We start from the raw sequence: 25,804 nt of genomic DNA, 5'->3' as shown, positions 1-25,804 counted from the left end.
TCTCGGTATAATCCACTCCTTTTATTAATTATAAAGTTAAAAAAAGATAAAAGATACTTCGGAGCATTTTTATATGACTGCAAAAGAACTAACCAAGGCACTTGAGGATTTATTTATTGAAAAAAAATCTACACAAGAGTGCGTTACCTACGAATCAATTATAAAGTTACTTGAAAAACAGCCCACATCTGCTCAAGCTAAGAATATTTATAAATTAGCAACGAAACACGATAAGTGTCTCTACACTTCGTCTGAACATGCGAAAATGCTTAACGACAAAGAAGCAGAAGCAAAGAGAAGCGCTCAAATAAAAATGCTCGAGAACAATGAATCAGATTCATTCGATATCTTAAAAGAGCATGAACTTTTAGAATGGTCCCGTTCTGATTCTCCCGTCAGGATGTACCTAAGAGAGATGGGACAGATTCCTCTTTTAACCAAAGATGAAGAGATTGAGATCTCTAAAAAGATAGAGATAGGCGAGAGCATTATCATCGACGCCATCTGTTCCGTCCCGTACCTGATAGATTTCATTCTGGACTATAAAGAACCTCTTATTAACAGAGAAAGACGCGTCAAAGAGCTTTTTAAAAGCTTTGAAGATGAGAAAGAGGACGACGATAACGACGACGATAACGATAACGACGATGATAATGAGGATATGGATGAAGATAACGGTGAAAAAACTTTTTCCGCGAAAGACAAAAAGCGTGTAGAAAAGGTCGTATTCAGCTTTAAGGCTTTGGAAAAAGCAAAAAAAGACTGGGTAAAAGCCGCAGACAAAGTACTGGAGCTAAATAGTGACGAACTAAGCGAAGAGCTTGTCCTTTTGATGCTTACGGCAACATTTAAGAAATCTATACTAAAAGAGAAACTTTTAGATCTCGGCCCTACTTCCAAGCTTATCAACGAACTTGTAAAATCAATGGAAACGGCTTTAAAAAGCGATGAAGGCTTTGATAAAGAGTTAAGACGTCTGGAGTATAAACTTCCGCTTTTTAACGATACGTTAAAAGACAACCATAAAAAGATACTCGACAAAATCTGTGATCTTTCAAAAGAGGATATCACGGCAATGGTCCCAGAAGCAACTATGGTAAGCACTTATGTAGAGATCAAAAAGCTTATCCAGACCAAAGAAGCTTCAAAAGACAGTTTCAATATGGAGCCGGATAAACTTGCAGACATCTTGGAGCAGATAAAGCGCGGTAAAAACATCTCCGAGATATCTAAGACCCGTATGGCAAAATCGAATCTCCGTCTGGTCGTCTCCATCGCAAAACGTTACACAAACAGAGGGCTTCCTTTCCTTGACCTCATTCAAGAGGGAAATATCGGTCTTATGAAAGCGGTCGACAAGTTCGAGTACAAAAAGGGTTATAAGTTTTCGACCTATGCGACATGGTGGATCCGCCAAGCGATCTCGCGTGCTATTGCGGATCAGGCGAGAACCATCCGTATACCGATCCATATGATAGAAACCATCAACCGTATCAACAAGATCATGCGTAAACATCTTCAAGAGCATGGACGCGAGCCGGATGTAGAGATCATTGCAAAAGAGGTCGGCCTCTCCGTAGAAAAGGTCAAAAACGTCATCAAAATCACAAAAGAGCCTATCAGCCTCGAAGCGCCGATAGGAAACGAAGACGACGGCCGTTTTGGAGATTTTATCGAAGACAAAACATCTCTCTCGCCGTCTGACGTAACTTTAAAAGATGACCTGCGCATCCAGATCGAAAGTGTCTTGGAACAGCTGAACGAACGTGAAAAAGCCGTTATCAAGCTACGCTTTGGTATTATGGACGATGAAAGCGATAGAACTCTTGAAGAGATCGGAAAAGAGCTGAGCGTTACCCGTGAGCGCGTTCGTCAGATAGAATCCAGTGCTATTAAAAAGCTGAAACACCCTAAAGTGGGTCGTAAACTCAAAAATTATATAGAGGAATAATGACGTTTGAACAACAATGGATAGAATACGATTTCAATCCGTTCATCCTTTTTGACTCTTCGGGCAAGATCCTTTCGCTTAATGCCGAGGCGCAGTTTCTGCTCGGCAGTTCGAACACGGCGACAATTTTTGAGATCGCAACACTTCATGCAAGCCAGACATTCGGATTTAAAACGACTTTTATGGATCTGGAGTTTGGCAGATATAAGTTCTTCGGCATTACGGTCGGCTACGAGAATGAAGACCAGCTTGGCATACGCCTTTACCAGATCCCTTCGTATCATTTTTCAAAACCGAAGATAGACAGCGGCGAGATAGTCAATGTCTATACGCTCATTGATCTGTGCATTAGCAGCAACTCGATCAACTCCAATGCCACCTTTTTAAAAGATCTGGACCCGTCCATACCCGATGTAAGGCTGAACACCAATCTTTTCATAAAACTCTTAAACAGAATATATTCTGCCTGTATAAACAATGACGAGATAACGACAAAGCTCTTTTTTAGGATCGGAGAGCATATAAAGTTCGATAACAAGAAATATTCGCTCTTTACGATTATGATAAGTTCACCGAGCGTTGATCTCTCGAAGTCTTCGTCGATTGAACAGCTTGCGGATCAAAACAGCGTCTCAGCAGAGATAAAAGAGAACTATATCTCTCTAAACATCCCGCTTATCACAGACTAGACAAAAAAAGCTTTCTTCCCGTAAAGAACCCCACCGCTACTCCTGCGAGCAAAAAGAGAAGATATGGGAAAAGAAGAAGGTTCTGATTGTTCTGCAGTCCGATAAAACCGAAGACCAAAAACACGTACGGTATGATCCTAAAGAGAGATATGGTCGCGCCCGAAGCTATTTTCGTGTTTTTAAAACCGTTCGCTTTTAAGCGTTTCTTTTCCTCTTTGATAACGGCTTTGATATCTTTGGTCTCTAGTACGGCATCTTCATTCTCATCATAAAGATCGTAAGGATCGTCTATCTTATCGATCTCGTCTCTGTCGTCATCGCCGTATGCACCCGCTTCTACTCTTTTTTCGACCAATCGCTTATATGAATACATAGAGCCGAGCAAAATAAAAAAAGCGCTTAAAAACGCTATCTGTGCATTTAAAAAAAACTTGTACGAGATAAGATTTGAAGCTAAGACAAAAAGTTCGGTAAACAGAAGAAGACTAATAGTTTTTTTCACCGTAATCCTCGTCGTCGTCTTCCTTGTATTCTTCCTCTTCCAGCTGTTTTTTGTATTTGTATCTAGGTTCTTGAGCCAGTTTTTCAAACTCTTTATACTGCTTTGAATATGCTTTATATACGTTCAAGACGGCAGCAGCGATCCCTATAAAAACCCCGATCCAAAATACCCATTCGACATTAAACACATGTTTTAAGCCGAATCCAAAAGCCACACCTATAAGTACGGCGACCACTATGGAGATGCCAAGAGACAAGCTCTCAGCCCCTTCTATGATCGGTTTTAAACGCGGTTTTCTTTCTTCTTCGTTCATTTAATGCGTCCAAACACCCTGTCGCAAGCTTGGATCGTGTCTTCAATCATCGTATCCGTCGTAGCTGTCGAGATAAAGCCTGTTTCAAACTGCGAGCAGGCAAAATAGAAGCCCTCCTCTAGCATTGCGGCGTGAAATTTGGCAAACATCTCCAGGTCGGATTTCAATGCATCGTCAAAGTTCTTAACCTCATTTTTATTAAAGAAAAACCCAAACATCGATCCTCTTGAATCGATCTGAAGAGGGATGCCGTGTTTTGAAGCCATCTCTTTCATCCCTTCGACCAGGCGCGCGGCTCTTGCATGCAGGGTGTCCATAACCCTTGCGTGCGTCTTGAGCTTTGTCAATGCGGCAAGGCCTGCAGCCATGGCAACAGGATTTCCGCTGAGCGTTCCGGCTTGATATACCGGACCTTCCGGTGAGAGTTGAGACATGACATCGGCACGTCCGCCGAAAGCACCGACAGGCATACCTCCTCCGATAACCTTGCCTAAAGTGATGATATCGGGTTTAATGCCGCTAAGAGACTCGGCTCCGTTAATGGATGCGCGAAATCCGCTCATCACCTCGTCAAAAATAAGAAGAGCACCGTTTTCATCGCAAAGTTTTCTTAGTTCGGCCAAGAACTCTTTATCCGCAGGAACTAAACCCATATTTCCCGCGATCGGTTCGATGATGACACAGGCGATCCCGTCGCTGTCCTGAAAACATTTTTTGACGCTTTGAATGTCGTTGTATGTAGCCAGCAGAGTATGTTTTGTAAAATCAGCAGGAACACCCGGAGAGCTAGGGTTGCCAAATGTTGCCGCGCCGCTGCCTGCCTGCACTAAAAGAGAATCGCTGTGTCCATGGTAGCAGCCTGTGAACTTAACGATATCGTCACGCCCCGTAAAACCGCGGGCAAGGCGGATAGCACTCATCACGGCTTCCGTGCCGCTGCTGACAAAACGGACTTTGTCCACCGAATCAAAAAAAGAGATGACCAAAGACGCCAGCTCGGTCTCTGCTTCGGTCGGAGCACCGAAGCTTAGTCCATGTTTCACGGCTTCGATGACCGCATTTTCAATCTCTTCATTTCTATGTCCGAATATCAGCGGTCCCCAGCTTTGTACGTAATCTACATATTTATTGCCGTCGATGTCGACTATGTACCCGCCCTCTCCCGATGAGATGAAACGAGGTGTTCCTCCTACTCCTTTAAATGCACGTACGGGAGAATTTACGCCTCCGGGAATCAATTTTTGTGCTTCGGCAAATGCCTTTACAGACTTTTCTATACTCATAAAACAAAACCTTAAACTTATCTATTTTTGTAATTATATCCAATTAGTGTTAATGTTGTTTTGTTATAATGGTATAAATAATACTAGAGGTAGTTTTTGAACCGTTCCACTGCAGCATTTTTAATAGCATCCCTGTTTCATCTTTTGCTTATCTTGATATTTATCCTGTTGGCAAGAAACATACACATTATAAGCCATGAAAAGCAAAAAGAGAACAGGATCAAAATCTCGTTAAAAGAGCTTCCAAAACCGATAGAAAAAAAAGATGCCGGACTCATAAAGAAAAAAGAACCCGATATCGCTCCTCCTATGCCAAAAGGGAAGCAGCTGAAAAAAATAGTTCAAAAACCTTTTAAGAAATATGTTCCGAAAAAAACCGTCAAAGAGGTTCACAAGATCACGATAAACAAACCGGAAAAGCCGGTACATAAGACGGTATTTAAACCCAAAGCTCCAGCGCCTCTTCCTAAAAAACCGTTCATAGAAGTCGCAAGATCAAATGATGAAAACAAGACGGTCATTAAAAAGAAAGAGACCAAAAAGCATTCAAAACTCTATTCATTTCTTTCAAAAGAGGTTCCGGACGGGGAAAAGGGATCAAACACAAAACAGACGCGCAGAAGCAGCGAGATCAATCAAGACATAAAAGAGCTGTATGGTTCCGAGTTCGGTGAGCTTAGCGCCGGCGAGCAGAAATATATACTGGACAATACAGAGATAATGAGAAGGATCACCCAGCAGGTCTTAAACAGGGTCGGCCGTGTAAACATTCCAAACGATCTGCGTGTCAACAGAATCAATATCATAGAGTTTTATCTTCATCCTAACGGTGATATGACGGATTTCAGATTTATCAAAAAAAGCGGATTCTACATACTCGACGATACGACGAAAGAAACCATAGAGTATGCTTACAGCAAATATCCAAGACCTGCACAAAAAACACTCATACGCTATAAAGTCGGATACTACTTAAGAGGATACTAAAAGATTCAATTATGAATTTTTCTAATAAAACAAGACAGGAAGATTAAGGAAAGTTTAATTTTAAATAGTGCTATAATGTTCAATAAATCTAAATTCGTGGAGTTGAACAAATGAAAGCCATCTTTAAAAGTCTGTTTTACACGTCAATACTCTTGATGAGTGTCGGATGCTCTACAAGCATTCAAACAAAAGCAAAGCTCTCTAGCATATATGCAGATACAAACAGTACGACAAGAGGCGATGTCTCGATCTCCGTATTTGCTCTTAAAAACTACACCGACACTCCAAGAGCGGGAATGAGAGCCTCAAATATTATAGACGGAGTACTGATCGCAAGCGGATATAGAGTCGTCAGTCATATACAAGACGGGGAAAAAAGTTTTGAAGAGATGCGGGCAGCTGCATTAAAAGACAATTCAAAATATTTCCTGTACGGCGGAGTAAGCGAATGGAGATATAAAACAGGTATTGACGGCGAACCTGCGGTCAGTCTTAAATGTGTTTTATACGAAACAAAAAGTTCAAGAGTTATCTGGAGTTCGACAGCATCCGACAGTGACTGGGGAAATGCTTCGGTAGGTACAACAGCTCAAAAATTGATTGAGTCGATGATAGAGGATTAAAAAGCTTTGAAAGTTGAACAAAAACGCATCCGGGACGACTTTACGCTGTCCCAATTCGTGAAAAAGCTGCATTATTATGCATATCTCGAAACGGTTTTACTCGTATCGGCATACCTGCTTATAGGTTACCTCCTAAACCCGAAAGATATATGTATTTTAAACGGTCAGTTTCCCTATATACTGATCCTGCTGTCCATAATAACGCTTTTTCATGGATTTGAAAGCGGAATGCTCGGAATCGGCATCATTGCACTTGCAATGTGGTATTTTTATCCGTCGTTCAATTATGTCCAATTTTTGACAACGCTTATGATGGTGCTTATCCTAAGCGAGTTTCATTACTACTGGAGCAAAAAGATACGTGAAGCCGAAGCGGATTCAGAATACAGGGATATAAAGCTAAACGAGCTTTCACGCGCATTTTATACATTAAAGATATCGCATGACCAGCTTGAAAAAAACTACGTGACAAAACCCATGAGTCTTCGTAACTCTATTATGCATATAAAAGAGACGGGCGGAGATGACGAATATAAGATCAACAACTTTTTGAAATTTTTGGAAAAATCGTTCAATATAGGCAGCGGTTCCATAGCGTTAAAAGAGAGTGGCGAAAACTTTGCTATCGCTGCAAGATCTGAGGATGCGTCAAACAGTCTGGATTTAAACGACCAGTTGATACAAAAATCCATGGAAACAAACAAACCCGTCTTTGTAAGTGACGATAATATCAAGCAAAGCAGATATCTAGCCGTCATCCCTGCTTTACAAAGAGAAAAAATCGTCGGACTTTTGCTGATAGAGAAGATGCCTTTTATGTCTTTTAACAGAGAAAACCTGACCTCAATAGCGATATTAACGGAATATTTTTTCAACGAGATAAAAAAAGAGAACATTCTGCTCGAAGATGACAGACTGCAGGCGATCTTAGATAAAGAGTATAGATATGAATATTTCCGTCTGTACGAACTTTACAAGTTCAATAAGATAGACTCTACCACTTTGGTCATAAAGGTAGATAACGAGCTGCTCGCTACAAGGATGTTCGAAACAATCGACAAGCTTCTAAGGTCTTTGGATATAGCCACTCTTATAAAACACAAGGAGGTTTTTTTCATCTCTATCCTTTTCCCGTTAGGGCACAGGTCTGTAACGACAGGATTCATAAACCGTTTATTGACGAATATGAACGATATCCAAGAGGATCAGTTTGAACATATCACTTTCGGATATGGACAGATAGATCTTTATGATAAATATATCAGTAATGGCTAGATCATGCAGACTCTACCAGCAAATGACGTAAATCTTTTACTCTATCTTTTCTTTTGGCATCTGGGAATCAGCCTGCTTATCGCAATCGGAAGCTCGTTATATCTCAAATCGAGGTTCTCCAGTTCAAGGATCCAAAGTTTCGTCTTTTTTCTATTGTTCAACTTTTCTATGCCGGTCATCGGCTATATCTCCTCTTTGTGGATCTCGTACTATTTGAAAAACGGAACCTATACCCAAAAGATAAAAAAGACCACTCTTTTGGATCTTGAAGAGTTCGAATACAACTTTATCAACATACACAGAGAGTTTGGTGAAGGTTCGGTTCAAGATATGCTTTTAAACAGATACGTACCGACCGAAAAAAAGATAAAAGCACTTGCTTCGCTCTCAGACAATATGTCTCAGGGAAATATGCACATAATCAAAAACACCCTCATCAGCAGTGATGACGAAGTAAGACTCTACGGTTTTGCGATCATCGACAAAACGGAAAGAGAGCTAAACGGGAAGATATACAGGCTGCTCGAATCGCTTAAATCGTCCGAGGATGTAAAGACAAAAGCTTCTATTGCAAAAGATTTGGCGTTTTTATACTGGGAGATGATATATTACGAACTTTCAGACGACTCTTTGGTAGAGTATCTTCTAAAAGAGGTCGTGAACTATATAGATAAAGCTTTGGAAGTCTATTTTGAAGACCCTAAACTATATGTTTTGCTCGGCCGCGTTTATATGTTTAAGAAAGATTACGTCAACGCCGAACTGCAGTTTACGCTAGCAGAGAAGTTCAGCGAAGAAAAACTTAACTACGTGATGCCGTATTTAGCGGAGATCAACTTTATCTCCGGTGATTACGAGAAGGTCAAATCCATCTTAAAAAATGCTCAAGATCTGGATCTTAACAACAAGCTCTATCCTATAGTCGAGCAGTGGAGAGTATCGTCATGACAAAATATATCCGCAAAAGCAGCAGTGTCGACGTAATGCTCTTGGCAGAGGGAACATACCCTTATATCGGAGGCGGAGTCTCTTCATGGATCGCACAGATACTTGAGGGAATGAAGGATATCAGGTTCGGGATATGTTTTTTAGGATCTGTTGAGAGTGATTACGGCGGGTTGAAATATGAGCTGCCCGACAATCTCGTGCATCTTGAAGTCCATTATCTGTTTGAAGAGAACACTCCAGAGGTCAAAAGAATAAAAGGTGACGAAAAAGCTTTTGAGACGATAGAGAATCTTTATGCATCTTTTAAAGACAAATCCATAGAGATTCCAAAGGAGATAAAAAATATCGATTTTTATCTTCAAGATATGACTTTTGAAGACTTTTTATATTCTAAGAAGTCATGGGAGTTCATAAACAAGATCTACTTTAAAAATGCTCCCGATGTCTCTTTTATAGATTATTTCTGGACGTTGAGAGATATACACAAACCCGTATGGACGCTTGCAAAAATCGTAAAACATTTTCCAGATATGAAGATTCTGCACGCTCCTTCCACCGGATATGCCGGCTTTTTAGGCGCTCTTGCCTCTTACGATCGGGATACGGGGCTGGTTTTGACAGAACATGGAATATATACCAGAGAGCGTAAGATAGACATGCTCTCTGCCGAATGGATCGATTTTAAAAAACCGGCTCTTTTAAAACAGCCAGAAGAGTTCAATTACATCAAAAAGATGTGGATCGAATTCTTCAGGATCATCGGTGAGTTCGCATATGAAAAAGCGGATATCATTCTCTCTCTTTATCCCGAAGCACAAAACATACAGATAGCTTTGGGTGCAGACGCACGAAAAACAAGAGTTTTGCCAAACGGTGTCGACGTAGACGCGATTCAGGCCGTCATGAAAGAGAAACAAAAGGATCAAAAACCGGTTATCAGCCTGATTGGAAGGGTCGTCTCAATAAAAGATATAAAAACCTTCATACGTGCGATGAGGATCACCGTAAACCAGATTCCAGATGTCGAGGCATGGATAGTCGGACCGACCGATGAAGATAAGGAGTATTTCACGGAATGTGAGCATATGATAGAATCTTTGGGTTTGACGAACAATATGAGATTTTTAGGCTTTAGAAATATCAAAGAGATATTGCCCCACTCCACTCTTTTGACGCTTACATCCATAAGCGAGGGTATGCCTTTGGTCATTTTAGAAGGGTTCGCCGCAGGGATACCATGTGTCGCAACGGATGTCGGAAGCTGTAAAAATCTCATCGAAGGCGGATTGAACGATGAAGACAGAGAATTGGGTTTAGCAGGTGCAATAACATCCATAGCCAATCCCGGTGAGCTTGCAAAACACTATATCCGCTTTTTAACGGATGAAGAGGCAAGAAAAAAAGCCGGTGATATCGCACTAAGGAGAGTCGAAAAATATTACAGCCAAGAGATATTTTTAAAAGAGTATCATGAGATATACATGAATCTAATCAATAAAAAAGAGAGTTTATAATGGCGGGAATAGGTTTTGAATTAAAAAGGATCTTAAAAAAAGACAGTCTTTTATCTTTGGTAAAAGTATACGGTGAATCCGCAATACTGAGTGCCGGCCCTTGGGTCATCTCTATCATAGCCATCTTTTTGGTCGGGTTCGTAAACATAGTAAATCTTGAAAGCTTCAGCGAAGTCGCGCGGTTTCAGATCGTAATCACCTACGCTATTGCTTTGGCATCGAGTCTTATCATAACGGGTATCATTCAGCTGCCTTTTACAAGATATATAGCAGATCTTATCTTTGAAAAAAAAGAGGAGGAGATCGTTCCTTCGTACTTCGGTGCGATATTTATATCATGGCTGCTCGGTCTGCCGCTGATTATCCCTGCAGTTTTGTGGGTGTTCAAAGGTCAGAGTCCGTTTTTCCTTATCAGTGTCATAGCTACGTTTTTAATACTCTGCGGCGTGTGGATATCCAGTATTCTAGCGGCGAGTATAAAGCTTTATAAACGTGTGGTATCGGCGTATTTTATCTCTTATGCGCTGATTGTCGTGTTTTCATACCTGTACGGCAAAAACGTCGAAAGTCTTCTTTTTATCTTCTTGACGGGTAATGCCACCCTGTTTACCATCCTGATGACCATCATTATTAAATCGTACAATTCGACACTCTTTATGAAGGTGAACTTCTTTTTTAAACCCAATTTCTACTGGTCTTTGGGTATTGCCGGACTGGCTTACAACCTTGGTTCTTGGGTAGATAAGTTTATCTTCTGGTATCACCCTTTAACGGGAACGGAAGTCATAGGAAAACTACACGCATCGATAGTCTATGACATACCTATCTTTTTGGCATATCTTTCTATTCTGCCAGGAATGGCCGTGTTCTTCTATCGTCTTGAGGTCAACTTTTCGGAAAAATACGATCTCTATTACGATGCCGTAAGAAACGGCGGTACGCTCGGGCTCATACAAAGATACAAAAACGATATGATAAGAACCGTACGCCACGCCATTCACGAGATCATTATGATTCAGGGGATCATCGATATCTTTTTGTTTTTGACTGTTCCCACCCTGTTTAAGATGCTCAATATTCCGCATCTGTATCTAGGGTTGCTTTATATTCTGACCATAGGTGCTATGCTGCAGTTGGCATTTATGTCGATTTTGGCAATACTTTATTATTTGGACAGAAGAGCGATCGCAATGTGGCTGAGTATCGCATTTTTCGTCTTGAACACTGTTTTAACTTTGGCTTCCATATATGTGGGTCCTACGATGTTTGGATACGGATATACGGTGTCTTTGCTTATAGTCTTTATAGCGAGTTTGATCGTTATCAGAAATGAATTGGACGGATTGGATTATGAAACATTTATGCTGCAATAAAATCATCATAGCTCTGTTTTTGCTGTTTAACTTCGCCTATGCGTCGCTTCAGGACAAAAGCGCCGTTTTATATTACGGCGAGAATATTTCATATCCCATGGTAGGTGTCCATGACTATATAATCGTCCAGCCGGACAACATAAACACCTACAGCCACGGCTTTAGCGTCTATAAAGACAAGATGTACGCTTATGTGAGCATAGGCGAGATCGATAAAGATGCAAAAGAGTATGCGCAGGCAGAGAAATCCTGGATGCTTGCCGACAACAAAGCATGGAACTCAAAGGTCATGGATATAAAAGATCCCAATTATCAAGAGTTTCTCTTTGACAAGGTGATAAAACCGGAAGCAGCCAGAGGGTTTGAAAACTTCTTCTTCGATACTCTGGATTCGTATCGCCTCGCCGTCAAAACAGAAAAAGAAGACAAAGCCTATGAAAATGCTCTCGTATCTTTTATAAACAAGTTTCACGAAAGATATCCAAAAGCAAAACTGATCATAAACCGCGGCTTTAATATCATAGATAAAGTTCACAACAGCATACAGGCCGTGCTGTTCGAATCATATTACCGCGGGATAGAGAACAAAAATCTCGGATATGCAAAGGTCTCAGATGCAGAAAGAAAATGGCTGGACAAACAGATAAAAAAAGTAAAAAGCTACGGTCTTGACGTTATCGCGGTCGATTACCTTCCCTTTGACGAGATGGATAAGGCCGATACGCTTGTTCAAAAGATCAAAACACACGGTCTTATACCGTACGTCTCGAACAGGGACCTGAATATATACGGAAGATCATCAAAAAATGCTTTAAAGAGAGAAATATTGACTCTGATCGATGAAAGCCAACATGACAGAATCAACCAGTCTGCCCACCAATACGGCGCTTTGCCGCTTGAATATATGGGATATATACAGCAGCTTCGCAACGTCAGCAAAGAGGGATTGCCAAAACTCCAAGAGATGAGCCGGTACGCAGGGGTGATAGTATGGCTTTCGGAATACTACAAAAAACCCGATGAGCTCATAAAATGGGCCGCCGATTTGAAAAAAATCGGTATAAAAATCGTCTTTGCGGACAGCTTTGGTATAGAGCTCACTCAAAACATTTTAAACCCTCTGGGGATCAAAGTAACGGAAAATATAACCCGCAGCCTTCAAAAGAACAAAATCGTGTTTCAGGACAAGATGATGGGCTTTGAGATGGCGGTACCAAAAGAGATAGAATACTATGTAAGTCCAAAGAACGCGAAACCTCTGCTGCGTGTAGAAGACGCAAACGGAAACATCTCTACAACGGCCGCTATCACGCCATGGGGAGGATATGCCCTTGGAAGTGGTTTTATGACTGAACTCGATACCGATAATATCTGGGTAATAGATCCGTTCAAATTCTTTGCAGAAGCATTGGATCTAAAGCCATTGATCGTTCCCGATACTACGACGGAAAACGGAGACAGGATCCTTTTTTCCCATGCAGACGGTGACGGCATCATGAACATAGCCGAATGGAATCCTTCCATGTTCTCCGGAGAATCACTGTATGAAAACATCTTTACAAAGTACAAAATACCTATCTCGGTCTCTATAATCGGAGCGGAAGTAGAACCTGACGGTTTGTATCCGAAAATATCACAAAAACTCGTAAAAATAGCAAAGAAAATATATGCTCTTTCAAATATAGAAGGCGCTTCACACACTTTTAGTCATCCGTTTTTTTGGGGGAAGATTAAAGACGGCGATCTTGAAGCAAAATACAGGCTCAATGTACCCGGCTATGATTTTTCCATCGACAGAGAGATCCTCGGTTCTTTAAACTATATAAATACCCAGCTCATGCCAAAAAACAAACCTTCGGATCTTAGGGCAAGAACCATCTACTGGACGGGAGAGTGCATACCGCCCGAAGACGTGCTGGACTATGTATACAGACACGGCCTCTTAAACATTAACGGCGGTGATACCACGATATCAAACTCCGCTCCTTGGCAGTCTTTAATAGCACCTCTGGGCCTGGAGCGGGGAGATTACTATCAAATATATACCGGCGCTCAAAATGAAAATGTCTACACGAACAATTGGAACGGTCCGTTTTGGGGATATAAAAAAGCGATACAGACGTTCAAACTTACTAACTCCCCTCGCCGCTTTAAACCAATAGATATCTATTTTCATCTCTTTTCAGGCGAAAAAAGAGCTTCTCTAAACGCTCTTAAAGATGTTTTTGACTGGGCCACGAAACAAGACGTATTTCCTATCTTCACTTCGCAATACATCCTAAAAGCGATGGATTATTATACGGCCTCTATCGCCAATGAGGGGAATGAATGGCTTTTTGCGGGAATGAAACATCTTCATACCCTAAGACTTGAAAAGCGGGGGTATACCGCTGACCTTAAAAATTCGAAAGGAGTTTTAGGATTTAAACACTTTGAGGATCATACATACTATCATTTAGATGATTCAAACACCCAGATGCTGGACGTATCGACTAAAAAGCAGGATCTGCCCTACCTCATAGATGCGAATGCGAAAATGGTTAAAAATAAAAAAGGTCAGCTCCTCTTTAAAGGATATATGGATTTGAAACTGCATTTCAACGTACCGAAAAAATGTAAAATTACGTCCATTCCTGTTGAAACGAGCAGAAAAATACATAACGAGGAAGTTTACTTGACTTACAAAAATACGAAGGAGGCGACGATAGATGTTTCTTGCAGATGATGAAAAAGTATATGTTGCGACATATAAAGAGATCATTCTTATCTTTATAGCTTTTAGCGTTGTATTATTTGTTTTGTATCCGAAAAATCTCTTAAAAGAGCAGATACTTCAAGATACTTCAAATAACGATCTCAACATGATATACCTACAAAACATGTTAAGACAAGACCCTTCAAACGAATCGCTGATCATGCTTGTGGCAAACAACAACTATAAATCCGGAAAGCTCAAAGCGTCTTACGGACTGTTAAAGCCTCTTTGCAGCAGCAAGAACCCGGAGATAAAGAAAAATGCCAATCTTTTAAGCTATAAACTCGCCAAAGAGGATTATTACATCGTAAAAAATGCAGAAGAAAAGAGCAGGATCAAAGAGGATATGCGGGATCTGTTCAAAAATATCGTCGATAATGTCTATTATACGAAAGAGACCCTCGATAAGTTTTATAAAGAATCTTTTTTTCTTGAGATGCCAAAGTATACCTACAGGCTTTTAAAAGAGAAAATTTCCTATACCCCCGACGATATTAAACTTATTCGAGATGCTTATTATCTGGCGGACAGATTAGATTATGGACCTGAGGTGCTCTACAATCTCAATTCACTGCAGAACAAAGATATCAAAAACCGTGATAGCTGGATCCTGGCGGAATACAACTACTATATGAAAAAAAACAATCTCAAAGATGCAGAAGAGTTTTTAAAGGTTCAGGCGCAAAGGTCATCGCTATGGGGAGAAAAGCTGGCTGAGTTCTACCTTGCGACGGAAAACTATAAAGAAGCTTCGCAGACATATATGCAGCTTTATAAAAACTCCCATGCAAGCAGCGCTAAAAAAAGTTACTTTTTGCAAGCCCTGAAATCTTTGCAGGCCGGCAACTTTATGAAAGATGCCGTTTCGCTTGGACACAGGTATGAAAATCGTTATCTCGGCGACGCAGAAGTGAGAGTGTTTTTGCTTAAGCTCTATCTTGCCGCCAATGATCTGCAAAAAGCCAATGATCTGTCTAAAAAAATATTAACACAAAAGAGAAGATGATGCGTATTTTACTGTTAACAATCATATTTTTCTCGGCACTATACTCCAAAGAGACGGCTATCGATAGCTTCAAGACATACAAAGATGAAGAACTAAAACTGATGGTCCAATCCTTTCTCTATAAAGGAGATACCGAAAACGCGTATAAAGTCGCCCTTATAGGGTACAAAAAATATCCAAGATCCATCTTTTGGAACAAAAAGATAATCGACACGGCAAAATGGACGAATCGTCCGCAAGAAGCGGTGAAGTACGAAATGGATCTCTATAAAAAAACCCATAATCCAAAACTCAGAGACGAGATCATCGACTACGGTTTGAGCATGTACCAATACCAGCAGATAGAAGACCTTGTCGTACAAAGAGCCAAAACAGACCCGAACGAAAAAAACATAAAGATGATGATCTTTGTGGAAAATAGTCTGGGAACTCCCGAAAAAGCGGCGACTATCTTAGCACAAGAGTATAAAAAAGATAAAACTAAAACTGTTCTGCTTACGCAGGAATTGCAGCTTTATCTCGATACGGGAGATCTTTATTCGGCTCAAAAAATCGTAAATATCATAGAAAAGCAGAAACTCTATACCGTTCAAAATGCCACCCTGCTGTCGTATTACTATTATTTAAAAAAAGATCTAAAAGCATCGTACAATGCTCTTTTACTGATAAAAACGACTCCTGATCCGGCAAATACAAGATATTATCAGCTGCTTAGCGATCTCAGCTGGTATATGCAAGATTATAAAACGGCTACGGAAGCTTCGGCCTTTTTGATACAAAGCGACAAGGCTAGACTGACGGATTATGTAAGGGTAATGCAGGTGTATGAAACCGTTAATCCGGCACTTGGCTCAAAAACTGCAGGCGATGCATACTCGAAATATAAGCTCTCATACCTCTTTTATAGTTTTGCCAACAGTGCCATAAGGTTGAACGAATACGAAAAACTTCAAGCTGCGATTAAAAAGATAGACGATTCGGACGATGCGATAAAAAACGAAGCGAATTATTGGATAATCAAAGCCGACGTGTATCTTCATTTCAATAAGCGTTTTTTGGCGCAAGAAGCCCTGAACAAAGCGCTTGTTTTAGGCAAAAACAATCTAGACGTCCAACTGAACGTATTTTGGTTCTATCTTGACCATGAGATGAATAAAGAGCTTAAAGAGATGATCCATAACATCGAAGACAAAGGAGATGTCGAGTCCGTTTTTTATATCCCTTTTGCATCTGCATACTATCAATTCAACGAAGTAGACAATGCCGATTATTATATGAAAAAAGTCATAGACACTCACAAAAGCCTTACCGGTACTACCGATTTTAAATTTTTACAGGCATATATCTATCAAAGCCAAAACAACGAAGGCGGATATATCAAAAAATTAAAAGAGATACTAAAAGATATGAGCATGCGAGCCTCTATGCATCCTGAAATAACCTCTACAAACGAATTCTGGGTCTCATATCTCAATGCGGCGATGCCTGTGATCGATGCGGACAAATTTGAAAAAGACCTGCATTTCGCCAAAAGATATTTGACATCCAAAGATTACGATGAGATATCGTATAATTGGGCGACAAGAAACAATGCGAATGAGAAAAGCCATAGGATATACAACAAGATCGCAAACAGAGAGTTGTGGATGAGATTCAACGATGCCGTGCTCTTTCAAAACCATACGAATATAGAAAACATCATAGACGAAGACTTGAACAGACAGACCCAAACAGATACCACTGCCGCCGCAAGAGACGACGGGCAGATATCTCTTGCGCAGTCGTTAAATTACGATATGCTCGACAAGAACGGTTTTAATCAGGATGCCTATATACAGCAAATAGAGCTCTCAAAACAAAGAGGCGACCAGTTTGATTCCGAGTTCTCTTACTACAGCAGAAAACCGCTGCTGCAAAAATACGTAAAACTTGGAAATCGCACTTATATTCCCGGAGGCTGGGATCTTTATACTTCGGCAGGCTATTTTAACAACAGCTCTTTGGATACGGATACTCTGGATCATCTAAAAGCCGATACGATAGAGGGAGATGCGGCGCTTAGAAAAAGATTTGACAGATCATACATACAGGTTCACGGAGGCTATAAAGCCTTTCTTAAAAGCTATCCCGTATACGGCATCTCGGCACATTCACGCATCAGCACCGATCTTCAGGCCAATGTTATGCTAGAAAAGAACATGAACGCAGATGACACGGCACAGCTCTCAGCTGCAGGGAAAAAAGATATGCTGAGTGCGGGTTTAACGTGGAGCATCTTGGATTCGACATCTTTGGAGATGCTGTATGAAAGAAACCGTTTCTTATCTCAAGACGATGTCGATATCGGATACGGGGATTATGCCAGAATTTCTTTAAGCAAACAGTACAGAAACGGCTATCCGGACATCGGTGTAAGCGTCTATGTAGATAACGGGACATACAATGAGACCGCATCTTCTCACGGTGTTATAGACGAAGTTCAAAACGGAAACTTAACGGTCTTGCCGAACGATTTTTACAACATCGGAGCGGAACTGAGATACGGTATGCAAAACAGTGAGATATATACAAGGGTATGGAGACCCTATTTCTCTATCTCCTCATATTACAGCAGTCTCAACACAAGCGGCAATATCTCCATGAATGTAGGATACGGAGGAAAAGTGTTTCATCAGGATCATATGGTCATAGGGGCGAGCTTTTCCAACACGACATACAGTTCGACCGACAGCACGTTGCAGTTTTTTATACGATATCAGTTTATGTATATGCACCCATAAACGAAGTACAGGTACGCTCTTAAAGATCTTTTTCTTTTAAGAGCGCCAAAGCCCCCTTATAGATCGGTTCGTCTATAAAACCGTACTCTTCGTCCACAAACCCCGTTATACCTAGATCTCTGTTCATCTCAAAAAGCCTGACTATCACCTTGGCACGTTCGATCTGGAGTGCTTCGTCTTGAAATATCTCGTTTACCAAAGCCGTTTGAGACGGTGAAATACACCCTTTTGCATCAAATCCCATACTCTTTTCCAGCTCCAGCCACGATCTAAACTCCTCAAGGTTCTTAAAATCCTGATAGACGAAGGAAACGGGCTTTACTCGCAAAGCCTTGCAGGTAACGAGAAAATGGCTTAGGATGTATACGAGTGTAGGATTATCGCGCCTGATCTGCGCTTGGGGAAGACGCATATCGGCAAACAGATCCAAAATACCAAGATAAAATGCCTTTACCCGTTTATTTACTTTCAGCGACGCCAAATTTGCCCAGGATTCACAAGTCTCCACAGAGAGATGCAGTTCTATATCATCATCAAGAAGATGAAGAACATTCTTAACCTCTTTTGCAGTTCTTATTTTTGGTACACGGACGGCATCTGGCTTAAACTGATTGAGGTAGGTTATCTCGTCATAACCGCCCTCGTCCAAGGCGTTCACACGTACAACTAGCTTTTTACCGCACTCACTGTAATAAGAGAGAAAGATGGCGCAAAGCGCAAGAGCAAACGGTTTTTGTTCCTTTGAAACGCCGTCTTCGAGGTTGATCATTATGCATTCCGCATCAAGAGAGGGGATCTTTAAAAAATGTTTGAAGTTGTGAGCCGAAAGCATAAGGACGGACCGATAATCCTCTTTTTTGTTTATGACCCTGTGTTTGGGTACCGCCAGTTTGTCCAGCGCCGAAAGGTCGTTGTCTTTTAGCGCTTTTTCTATCGATCTTAAAAAAGTTTCGTCCATCACTTTTTCTCCTTATGCAGGTATTTATAAAGCGTCTCTATTTCATCTTTGGTCAGAAAATATCGAGGCATGCCTCTTTTTCGGCTGTCTAAAGATTCATAGAACTTTTTAAATCCAAGTGCCGTGATATCGGGACCTCGAAACTCTTTTTGTACGCCGTTATCCACATATTTCGCGACAAGCAGTCCTTTTCCGTTCTCTCCATGACATTTGTCACACCCTATTCCTCTTGGATTTTTATACAACGAAGAAGCGTACTCATCCTCCGTTATAAATGACGCGGCGGCAAATATATACATCGGTATCATTAATAATAGTAACCATTTCATTCAAAGCGACCTTTTAGGCAATTATCGGTATATTATCAAAAAAATAATTTATGGTGATTAAATGAAGCTTCTTGACGGTAAAACTTTAGCAAAAAAAATCGAAAACGAGGTATCGGCAGGTGCACAGCTGCTCAAAGAACAGACCGGAAGAGTCCCCGGTTTGGCTGTTATTTTGGTAGGAAACGATCCTGCCAGTCAGGCATATGTAAGCATGAAGAAAAAAGCCTGCGACAGAGTCGGTTTTTACTCGGTCACGCATGAGATGCCAAACAGTATATCCCAAGAAGCTATCGAAAACACCATTACGATGATGAACAATAACCCCAATATCGACGGGATCCTTATCCAGCTTCCGCTTCCCCCGCAGATAGATACGACAAAACTTCTTGAACTCGTTTCTCCGAGCAAGGACGTAGACGGCTTTCATCCCTACAACGTCGGACGCCTGACAACCGGACTTGACGGTTTTGTACCGTGTACGCCGCTTGGAGTGATGGAGCTGTTTAAGGAGTACGATATAGATCTCAGAGGAAAGAACTGTGTCGTCGTAGGCGCATCGAACATCGTCGGAAAACCGCTGGCTTCGCTTCTTTTAAATGCCGAAGCGACCGTAGAAATCTGCCATATATTTACCGATGATTTAAAAAAGCATACCCTCAATGCTGATATAATTTTAGTCGGCGTAGGTGTTATCGATCTTATCAAAGAAGATATGGTAAAAGAGGGAGCGATCATCATAGATATCGGTATCAATAGAACGGATGAAGGCAAACTCGTCGGCGACGTAGACTTTGAGAACGTATCGAAAAAATGTTCATATATAACTCCCGTACCGGGCGGTGTCGGTCCCATGACGATATCCATGCTGCTCAGCAACACTCTAAAAGCTGCCAAAATTCATTCTAAAGAAGTTAAATGAAAAACTTTTTATACAAGACCTATAAATTTTCAAACTCATGGCCGGGAACGATCATCATCGTTTTATTCATCATCTTTTTTGTCGCACAGGCGTTTAGGATACCAAGCGGTTCCATGAAAGACTCTCTTCTTATCGGAGACCACCTCTTTGCCAAAAAATTTGTTTACGGCATCCCTACCCCGCACATCCCGTTTTTGGAGATATCCATCACCCCTTGGACAAAAGATCTGCATCTGGTTGACGGGGACGAGCCCAAACGCGGCGATATCGTGATATTCAGATATCCGCATAACGTAAAACTTCATTATGTGAAGAGATGTGTAGCGCTTCCCGGCGACAAACTGTTCGTAAAACATAAAGATCTTTATCTTCGTCCCCGCGAGGGAGATGAATTCATAAACAAAAACTACCCTAAAGAGAACATTGTTACGATAAACGGAGAACTCTGGGTCAAGAATCCTTATATGAAACAGCATCCCGGTATCCATCATGACGACAGAATACAAGGAGACACTCCGGTACTGCTTGCAAACGACGGCAGAATGGAGATAATCAACTCACAAGAAAGATTCAATATGGTAGTCTCAAACATTTACAAGCTTTCTGACAATATAAGACTTTTAAAACATAATCCGATCTTTGAGACCGAAGTCGTAACGGTGCCAAAAAGAAGCTATTTTATGATGGGAGACAACCGTGATCACAGCAACGACAGCCGTTTTTGGGGTCCCGTACCGTATGCGAATCTCGAAGGAACGCCTTGGTTCATCTATTTTAGCATGAGCGACAATTATGAGATCAGATGGGACAGAATGGGTAAAACTCCTGCAGACCTCGAACAGCCAGAGTATCTGAACCGCGCCATAGCCGAAAGAGTAAAAGAGGATAAAAAAGATAATGGACTTTATTGATATCTTAAAGATCATAACGGCCGTTTTGGCGCTTATGATAGCTATTATCGGACATGAGATCATGCACGGCTTCATCGCATACAAATATGGGGATATGACGGCCAAAAACGCAGGACGTCTCTCTATTAACCCTCTTATCCATGTGGATATGGTTGGAACGATCATCGTCCCGGCGGTACTATATTTCCTGCCTCTTCTTTTGGGTGCAGGCGGAGGGTTCATCTTCGGCTGGGCAAAACCTGTTCCCGTAGATATGAGAACGGTTATAATGAGAGGCGGATACAATGCAGCGATGCAGGTGAGCCTTGCGGGGATAGTCTATAACTTTACTGTCGCGGCGTTTGCCTCTATCATCCTTGTATCTATGAGCAGCCCGACTACCGCCGATTCCATCGTCTATATCTTCGCATATATGCTGGTGATGCAGTTAGTCGTCATAAACGTTGTTTTGGGAGTCTTCAACCTTCTTCCGATACCACAGTTCGACGGTGCGCATTTTTTGATGTACTTAGCACTCAAGTTCAACCAAAGAGAGGTAGCTGAAACCTTTTATAAGCTGGAACGTTATGGTATGATTATAGTACTTATTGTGATCATGACACCGTTAAAAGATTACTTGTTGATATTACCAGTACAAATGGTTTTAAAACTACTCTTATCATAAAGGAAAACCGGATGAAATTTTATATCGCTACAGATCACGCCGGAGTCGATCTGAAAGACTATACGGTCGAACTGCTGAAGCAAAAAGGGCATGAGGTCGTCGATCTCGGGCCATTTAGCAAAGACAGGGTCGATTACCCGGACTATGCGGTAAAAGTCGCGCAAAGCGTGCTTGATGACAAAGAGAGTCAGGGTATCCTTATCTGCGGTTCGGGGATCGGGATGAGCATCGCGGCAAACCGCTTTCACGGTATCCGCGCCGCACTTTGCCATGATGCCTACACCGCTCAGGTCGCAAGGGGTCATAATGACGCAAACATCCTATGTTTCGGCGAACGTATCGTGGGCAAAGGCGTCGCCGAATCGATCATAGACAGCTGGCTTGCTTCGGGTTTTGAGGGCGGCCGTCATGCGGGACGCGTTGAGAAGATAGAATCTATACAAGGATAAAAGATGTTTTACGAGTGGTCGCTTTTAACTATAGTTTCATTGTTGGCTATATTTTTATTTGTAAAGATGTTTTATTTTAAAAGTATAACCGTAAAAGAGCAGCGCAGCAACGAGATGATGAAGCTGACGCTTCAAGAAGCCGAGATACTTATTAGAAAATACCAGATACAGCTTCAGCGCGCACTCGGGAACGTGGATATTTTAAGCGATGAACTCAATAAACTGAGAAACGAATTAAAAGTATTGAAACAGCGCAACTCCAAGCACAGATTGGAAACGGAAAGGCTCAACGCCAAGATCAAAGCTCTTGAGAGCAGAATAGACGCTTTACTGTAAAGGAAATAGATGACACAAGAAGATTTAAAGATCATAAACGACGCGATCCGCGATATACCGGATTTTCCAAAACCGGGCATAGTATTTAAAGATATCACGACCCTTTTAAACGACGGGCATGCTTTTTCGGTACTTATGGAGCATTTAGCCGCAAGATACAAAGATTACGGGCTTGATTTTATCGCAGGCATAGACGCACGCGGTTTTATATTCGGAGCCGCTCTTGCACAGATGCTCGGCACGGGATTCGTGCCTATCAGAAAAAAGGGAAAGCTTCCCTACACGACCATCTCCGAAAAATATTCTTTGGAGTACGGGTTTGATGAGGTCGAGATACACATTGACGCTTTTAGAGACGTCAAAGGCGCAAAAGTCCTTCTTATCGACGATCTCATTGCGACAGGCGGAACGGCAAATGCCGCTGCCTCTCTTATCAATAAAACGGGTGCCGTATGTGTCGAAGCCTGTTTTATACTTGCATTGAACTTCTTAGAAGGCAAAAAAGTATTGGAAAAACAGACAAAAGTTTACAGCGTAATAGGAATCGATTAATGTATATACCATCACCATCAAAGTTTGATCCGCAGACAAACGGACATTTTGGCATATTCGGAGGACGTTATGTTCCCGAAACACTAATGCCTGCTCTTTTGAACCTTGAAAAAGAGTACGATAAGATCAGATTTGACAAAGATTTCTGGAAAGAGGTCGATTACTACCTAAAAGACTACGTAGGACGTCCCTCTCCGCTGTATTACGCACATAACGTCTCTGAAGAGCTCGGTGCAAAAATCTATTTGAAACGCGAAGATCTGAACCATACCGGAGCACACAAAGTAAACAACGTTATAGCACAGGGGTTGATGGCAAAACGCCTCGGCTATAAAAAGGTCATAGCCGAAACCGGAGCAGGACAGCACGGCGTGGCAACTGCTACAATTGCAGCGCTTTTAGGTCTGGAATGCGAAATATTTATGGGTGCAAAAGATGTTGCCCGTCAAGAGTTAAACGTCTTTAGAATGAAGCTTTTAGGTGCGAAGGTCAACTCCGTAGTAAGCGGTTCAAGGACCTTAAAAGATGCGATGAACGATGCCATCCGACATTGGGTAACGAATGCGCGCGATACGTTTTATATCATAGGAACGGTCGCCGGTCCGCATCCCTACCCTATGATGGTTCGTGATTTTCAAGCCATCATCGGATATGAAGCACGCGCTCAGATACTTGAAAAAGAGAACCGCCTGCCCGATCACGTCATAGCATGTATCGGCGGCGGAAGCAATGCCATCGGAGCGTTTCAGCACTTTTTAGAAGACAAAGAGGTACGATGTATCGGTGTAGAAGCAGGCGGTCTCGGTGTAGAGACGGACAAACACGGCTGTTCTCTTCTTAAAGGACGTCCCGGCGTTTTACATGGACAGATGAGCTACCTGCTTCAAGACGACGACGGACAGGTTCTTGAAGCCCACTCCATCTCTGCGGGGCTCGATTATCCGGGAATTGGACCCGAACATGCATTTCACAAAGAGAACGACAGCGTCACTTACGGTCATGCTACGGATAAAGAAGCGTTAGACGCTTTTGTATGGCTGAGTCAAAAAGAGGGAATCATTCCTGCCTTTGAAAGTGCTCATGCCATAGCATATCTCAAAAAAATAGAAGATATCAAAGGCAAGCTGATTATCGTCAACCTCTCGGGCCGCGGCGATAAGGACATGATTCAGGCAAAAGACCTGCTTCATTTCGATTAAACGCCCTACTTTAAGGATATTATATAATGAATTTAGATCTGGTAAACGATATAAAAAGCGATGTTAGCGTAGAGTTTTTGACAAAAGAAACACTAAAGAAACATAAACAAAAAAAGCTGCTTGAAAAAGCGGGCTTTGAAGCGGCCCAGGATTCTCTTTGCTTTTTACATGAAAGCGGTGTTCTTGCATGCGGCGTCGAAGCTTTGGAGAGCGATTGCATCAGAAGTGCCGCAAGCCAGGCGATAAAAGCACTCAAATCCTCCAAAAACGAATCTGCATCGTTTTCCGTCGATGCAAAAAGCTTGGAAGCGATCGTAGAGGGTGTCATTCTCGGAGGATATGAATACAACAGATACAAATCCGAACCCAAAGAAACGGCATTACAGGATATCTACCTTATATGTAAAGATATCAAAAAGCTCTCTCAGTCTTTCCAAGAAGCGGTCATCATAGCCGAAGCGACCTGTTTTACGCGCGATTTGGTCAACACCACCCCTGAAGACCTGCACCCTTCAAGCTTATCCGAAATAGCCAAAGAGCTTGCCAAAGAGAACAAGCTTAGCTGCAAAGTGCTAGGAGAAAAAGAGCTCCACAAGGAAAAGATGGGTGCGATGCTCGCTGTCGGACGCGCTTCGCGCCATGAGAGCCAGCTTATCCATTTGACATACAAACCCAAAAAAGCCAAAAAAGTAATCACTTTAGTAGGCAAAGGTCTTACTTACGACAGCGGAGGACTCAGTCTCAAACCTGCGACCTCTATGGTCACGATGAAAATGGACAAAGCGGGTGCGTGCGCCATTCTCGGGATGATTAAAGCGGTAAGCGAGCTGGGACTTGACGTCGAAGTACACGCCTTTATCGGAGCCGTCGAGAATATGATCGGCGGAGATGCGTACAAACCAGACGACGTACTGGTAGCCCGCAGCAAAAAAACGGTAGAAGTCAGAAATACCGACGCAGAAGGCCGTCTGGTGCTATGCGATGTACTTGATTATGCGCAAGATAAAGTTAAAGCGGATTACATATTTGATTTTGCGACGCTTACCGGTGCCTGCATGGTAGCACTCGGACAATATACGACGGGAGTCATGGGACACTCAAGCAAGCTCAAACATGACTTTTTTACAGCTGCCGAGAGATCGGGAGAGCTGATAGGATCGCTTCCTTTTAACAGGCATCTGAAAAAACTTCTAAAAAGCGAGATAGCCGATATCTCCAACGTCTCATCCAAACCGTACGGCGGAGCTATCACGGCAGGACTTTTTCTGGACAACTTCATTAAAGATGAGAACAAAGAAAAATGGCTGCATTTTGATATCGCCGGATCGGCTTACACCGAATCTCCATGGGATTGTAACGTGTACGGTGCAACCGGTGCGGGTGTCAGATTGATGAGCAGTTTCTTAAAAAAAGTTCAAACCGCAAAATAATCTCTTCCTCTCCTGAACCTTCAGGGGCGGATCCACAAGAAGTTTATAAAAACTCCAA

24 protein-coding genes are annotated in these 25,804 nt (G+C 41.9%); 19 read left to right on the top strand and 5 right to left on the bottom strand.

What is annotated here, in order from left to right; all coding sequences use genetic code 11:
• Positions 1 to 73 precede the first annotated feature (73 nt).
• The gene (rpoD, locus tag WCY03_RS05920; RefSeq protein ID WP_345991098.1) at positions 74 to 1,951 is read left to right on the top strand and encodes an RNA polymerase sigma factor RpoD; all 1,878 of its coding nucleotides are present in this window, start codon (positions 74 to 76) and stop codon (positions 1,949 to 1,951) included.
• Complete coding sequence (locus tag WCY03_RS05915; RefSeq protein WP_345991096.1) at positions 1,951 to 2,640, top strand: hypothetical protein; 690 nt, start codon at positions 1,951 to 1,953, stop codon at positions 2,638 to 2,640. The genes rpoD and WCY03_RS05915 overlap by 1 nt, the downstream gene beginning before the upstream one ends.
• On the opposite strand, the gene WCY03_RS05910 is transcribed toward WCY03_RS05915, so the two are convergent.
• Genes WCY03_RS05910 through hemL form a run of 3 tightly spaced genes read right to left on the bottom strand, consistent with a single transcriptional unit; the run spans position 2,630 to position 4,738 of the window.
• Positions 2,630 to 3,142: a hypothetical protein gene (locus WCY03_RS05910; protein WP_345991095.1), complete on the bottom strand. Its 513-nt coding sequence runs from the start codon at positions 3,140 to 3,142 to the stop codon at positions 2,630 to 2,632. The two genes, WCY03_RS05915 and WCY03_RS05910, sit on opposite strands and share 11 nt — an antisense overlap.
• The gene (locus WCY03_RS05905) at positions 3,126 to 3,455 is read right to left on the bottom strand and encodes an AtpZ/AtpI family protein (RefSeq protein WP_345991093.1); all 330 of its coding nucleotides are present in this window, start codon (positions 3,453 to 3,455) and stop codon (positions 3,126 to 3,128) included. Before WCY03_RS05905 ends, WCY03_RS05910 begins: the two co-directional genes overlap by 17 nt.
• Complete coding sequence (gene hemL, locus WCY03_RS05900) at positions 3,452 to 4,738, bottom strand: glutamate-1-semialdehyde 2,1-aminomutase (protein ID WP_345991091.1); 1,287 nt, start codon at positions 4,736 to 4,738, stop codon at positions 3,452 to 3,454. Before hemL ends, WCY03_RS05905 begins: the two co-directional genes overlap by 4 nt.
• Positions 4,739 to 4,834: 96 nt before the next feature.
• On the opposite strand from hemL, the gene WCY03_RS05895 reads away from it, so the two are divergent.
• From WCY03_RS05895 to WCY03_RS05855, 9 genes are all read left to right on the top strand, one after another.
• Complete coding sequence (locus tag WCY03_RS05895) at positions 4,835 to 5,725, top strand: hypothetical protein (protein ID WP_345991089.1); 891 nt, start codon at positions 4,835 to 4,837, stop codon at positions 5,723 to 5,725.
• Positions 5,726 to 5,835: 110 nt separating this feature from the next.
• Positions 5,836 to 6,348: a hypothetical protein gene (locus WCY03_RS05890; protein WP_345991087.1), complete on the top strand. Its 513-nt coding sequence runs from the start codon at positions 5,836 to 5,838 to the stop codon at positions 6,346 to 6,348.
• Between the two features lie 6 nt (positions 6,349 to 6,354).
• Positions 6,355 to 7,623, top strand: coding sequence for a hypothetical protein (locus WCY03_RS05885; RefSeq protein ID WP_345991085.1), 1,269 nt, complete (start codon positions 6,355 to 6,357; stop codon positions 7,621 to 7,623).
• A 3-nt stretch (positions 7,624 to 7,626) separates the two neighbouring features.
• Positions 7,627 to 8,571: a hypothetical protein gene (locus WCY03_RS05880; RefSeq protein ID WP_345991083.1), complete on the top strand. Its 945-nt coding sequence runs from the start codon at positions 7,627 to 7,629 to the stop codon at positions 8,569 to 8,571.
• A complete protein-coding gene (gene pelF / locus WCY03_RS05875) occupies positions 8,568 to 10,085 on the top strand; it encodes a GT4 family glycosyltransferase PelF (protein WP_345991082.1) in 1,518 nt (505 codons plus the stop codon). The genes WCY03_RS05880 and pelF overlap by 4 nt, the downstream gene beginning before the upstream one ends.
• The gene (gene pelG / locus WCY03_RS05870) at positions 10,085 to 11,458 is read left to right on the top strand and encodes an exopolysaccharide Pel transporter PelG (RefSeq protein ID WP_345991079.1); all 1,374 of its coding nucleotides are present in this window, start codon (positions 10,085 to 10,087) and stop codon (positions 11,456 to 11,458) included. The genes pelF and pelG overlap by 1 nt, the downstream gene beginning before the upstream one ends.
• The gene (locus tag WCY03_RS05865) at positions 11,436 to 14,183 is read left to right on the top strand and encodes an endo alpha-1,4 polygalactosaminidase (RefSeq protein WP_345991077.1); all 2,748 of its coding nucleotides are present in this window, start codon (positions 11,436 to 11,438) and stop codon (positions 14,181 to 14,183) included. Before pelG ends, WCY03_RS05865 begins: the two co-directional genes overlap by 23 nt.
• Positions 14,167 to 15,219, top strand: coding sequence for a hypothetical protein (locus WCY03_RS05860; RefSeq protein WP_345991075.1), 1,053 nt, complete (start codon positions 14,167 to 14,169; stop codon positions 15,217 to 15,219). The genes WCY03_RS05865 and WCY03_RS05860 overlap by 17 nt, the downstream gene beginning before the upstream one ends.
• Positions 15,219 to 17,999 carry a tetratricopeptide repeat protein gene (locus WCY03_RS05855; protein ID WP_345991073.1) on the top strand — a complete coding sequence of 927 codons (2,781 nt, stop codon included), beginning with the start codon at positions 15,219 to 15,221 and terminating at the stop codon, positions 17,997 to 17,999. The genes WCY03_RS05860 and WCY03_RS05855 overlap by 1 nt, the downstream gene beginning before the upstream one ends.
• A 19-nt stretch (positions 18,000 to 18,018) precedes the next feature.
• Here WCY03_RS05855 and WCY03_RS05850 read toward each other — a convergent pair whose 3' ends face one another.
• Together WCY03_RS05850 and WCY03_RS05845 are read right to left on the bottom strand one after the other, a co-directional pair.
• Positions 18,019 to 18,957, bottom strand: a complete 939-nt coding sequence (locus tag WCY03_RS05850) for an aldolase/citrate lyase family protein (protein ID WP_345991071.1) — start codon at positions 18,955 to 18,957, stop codon at positions 18,019 to 18,021.
• Positions 18,957 to 19,286 (bottom strand): cytochrome c, encoded by a 330-nt coding sequence (locus WCY03_RS05845; RefSeq protein ID WP_345991069.1) that lies wholly within the window; start codon positions 19,284 to 19,286, stop codon positions 18,957 to 18,959. Before WCY03_RS05845 ends, WCY03_RS05850 begins: the two co-directional genes overlap by 1 nt.
• Positions 19,287 to 19,347: 61 nt before the next feature.
• Here WCY03_RS05845 and folD point away from each other — a divergent pair, with 61 nt between their 5' ends.
• The 8 genes from folD to WCY03_RS05805 are packed head-to-tail and all read left to right on the top strand — an operon-like array spanning position 19,348 to position 25,746.
• Positions 19,348 to 20,205, top strand: a complete 858-nt coding sequence (gene folD, locus WCY03_RS05840; protein WP_345991067.1) for a bifunctional methylenetetrahydrofolate dehydrogenase/methenyltetrahydrofolate cyclohydrolase FolD — start codon at positions 19,348 to 19,350, stop codon at positions 20,203 to 20,205.
• Positions 20,202 to 21,116 (top strand): signal peptidase I, encoded by a 915-nt coding sequence (gene lepB / locus WCY03_RS05835; protein WP_345991066.1) that lies wholly within the window; start codon positions 20,202 to 20,204, stop codon positions 21,114 to 21,116. Before folD ends, lepB begins: the two co-directional genes overlap by 4 nt.
• Positions 21,103 to 21,780 carry a site-2 protease family protein gene (locus tag WCY03_RS05830; RefSeq protein WP_345991065.1) on the top strand — a complete coding sequence of 226 codons (678 nt, stop codon included), beginning with the start codon at positions 21,103 to 21,105 and terminating at the stop codon, positions 21,778 to 21,780. The genes lepB and WCY03_RS05830 overlap by 14 nt, the downstream gene beginning before the upstream one ends.
• Before the next feature lie 11 nt (positions 21,781 to 21,791).
• Entirely contained in the window at positions 21,792 to 22,229 is a 438-nt protein-coding gene (gene rpiB, locus WCY03_RS05825; protein ID WP_345991064.1) for a ribose 5-phosphate isomerase B, read from the top strand.
• 3 nt (positions 22,230 to 22,232) lie between these two features.
• Positions 22,233 to 22,565, top strand: a complete 333-nt coding sequence (locus WCY03_RS05820) for a hypothetical protein (protein ID WP_345991062.1) — start codon at positions 22,233 to 22,235, stop codon at positions 22,563 to 22,565.
• Between the two features lie 9 nt (positions 22,566 to 22,574).
• The gene (locus tag WCY03_RS05815; RefSeq protein ID WP_345994050.1) at positions 22,575 to 23,117 is read left to right on the top strand and encodes an adenine phosphoribosyltransferase; all 543 of its coding nucleotides are present in this window, start codon (positions 22,575 to 22,577) and stop codon (positions 23,115 to 23,117) included.
• A complete protein-coding gene (gene trpB / locus WCY03_RS05810; protein WP_345994049.1) occupies positions 23,117 to 24,316 on the top strand; it encodes a tryptophan synthase subunit beta in 1,200 nt (399 codons plus the stop codon). The genes WCY03_RS05815 and trpB overlap by 1 nt, the downstream gene beginning before the upstream one ends.
• Before the next feature lie 26 nt (positions 24,317 to 24,342).
• The gene (locus tag WCY03_RS05805; protein ID WP_345994048.1) at positions 24,343 to 25,746 is read left to right on the top strand and encodes a leucyl aminopeptidase; all 1,404 of its coding nucleotides are present in this window, start codon (positions 24,343 to 24,345) and stop codon (positions 25,744 to 25,746) included.
• The last annotated feature ends 58 nt before the right edge of the window (positions 25,747 to 25,804 follow it).

The sequence above is a fragment of the Sulfurimonas sp. HSL-1716 genome (genome assembly GCF_039645975.1).
GTDB lineage: Bacteria > Campylobacterota > Campylobacteria > Campylobacterales > Sulfurimonadaceae > Hydrocurvibacter > Hydrocurvibacter sulfurireducens.
This window is presented reverse-complemented; position numbering and strand designations above follow the sequence as displayed.

What these genes read in the sequence shown, in the direction of transcription:
- WCY03_RS05905 (WP_345991093.1), bottom strand. Translation starts at nt 3,455, where the DNA reads ATGAACGAAGAAGAAAGAAAACCGCGTTTAAAACCGATCATAGAAGGG.
- rpiB (WP_345991064.1), top strand. Translation starts at nt 21,792, where the DNA reads ATGAAATTTTATATCGCTACAGATCACGCCGGAGTCGATCTGAAAGAC.
- WCY03_RS05865 (WP_345991077.1), top strand. Translation starts at nt 11,436, where the DNA reads ATGAAACATTTATGCTGCAATAAAATCATCATAGCTCTGTTTTTGCTG.
- WCY03_RS05805 (WP_345994048.1), top strand. Translation starts at nt 24,343, where the DNA reads ATGAATTTAGATCTGGTAAACGATATAAAAAGCGATGTTAGCGTAGAG.
- WCY03_RS05915 (WP_345991096.1), top strand. Translation starts at nt 1,951, where the DNA reads ATGACGTTTGAACAACAATGGATAGAATACGATTTCAATCCGTTCATC.
- WCY03_RS05890 (WP_345991087.1), top strand. Translation starts at nt 5,836, where the DNA reads ATGAAAGCCATCTTTAAAAGTCTGTTTTACACGTCAATACTCTTGATG.
- trpB (WP_345994049.1), top strand. Translation starts at nt 23,117, where the DNA reads ATGTATATACCATCACCATCAAAGTTTGATCCGCAGACAAACGGACAT.
- WCY03_RS05880 (WP_345991083.1), top strand. Translation starts at nt 7,627, where the DNA reads ATGCAGACTCTACCAGCAAATGACGTAAATCTTTTACTCTATCTTTTC.
- WCY03_RS05830 (WP_345991065.1), top strand. Translation starts at nt 21,103, where the DNA reads ATGGACTTTATTGATATCTTAAAGATCATAACGGCCGTTTTGGCGCTT.
- lepB (WP_345991066.1), top strand. Translation starts at nt 20,202, where the DNA reads ATGAAAAACTTTTTATACAAGACCTATAAATTTTCAAACTCATGGCCG.
- WCY03_RS05850 (WP_345991071.1), bottom strand. Translation starts at nt 18,957, where the DNA reads ATGGACGAAACTTTTTTAAGATCGATAGAAAAAGCGCTAAAAGACAAC.
- rpoD (WP_345991098.1), top strand. Translation starts at nt 74, where the DNA reads ATGACTGCAAAAGAACTAACCAAGGCACTTGAGGATTTATTTATTGAA.
- WCY03_RS05845 (WP_345991069.1), bottom strand. Translation starts at nt 19,286, where the DNA reads ATGAAATGGTTACTATTATTAATGATACCGATGTATATATTTGCCGCC.
- WCY03_RS05855 (WP_345991073.1), top strand. Translation starts at nt 15,219, where the DNA reads ATGCGTATTTTACTGTTAACAATCATATTTTTCTCGGCACTATACTCC.
- WCY03_RS05860 (WP_345991075.1), top strand. Translation starts at nt 14,167, where the DNA reads ATGTTTCTTGCAGATGATGAAAAAGTATATGTTGCGACATATAAAGAG.
- WCY03_RS05815 (WP_345994050.1), top strand. Translation starts at nt 22,575, where the DNA reads ATGACACAAGAAGATTTAAAGATCATAAACGACGCGATCCGCGATATA.
- pelF (WP_345991082.1), top strand. Translation starts at nt 8,568, where the DNA reads ATGACAAAATATATCCGCAAAAGCAGCAGTGTCGACGTAATGCTCTTG.
- hemL (WP_345991091.1), bottom strand. Translation starts at nt 4,738, where the DNA reads ATGAGTATAGAAAAGTCTGTAAAGGCATTTGCCGAAGCACAAAAATTG.
- folD (WP_345991067.1), top strand. Translation starts at nt 19,348, where the DNA reads ATGAAGCTTCTTGACGGTAAAACTTTAGCAAAAAAAATCGAAAACGAG.
- WCY03_RS05820 (WP_345991062.1), top strand. Translation starts at nt 22,233, where the DNA reads ATGTTTTACGAGTGGTCGCTTTTAACTATAGTTTCATTGTTGGCTATA.
- pelG (WP_345991079.1), top strand. Translation starts at nt 10,085, where the DNA reads ATGGCGGGAATAGGTTTTGAATTAAAAAGGATCTTAAAAAAAGACAGT.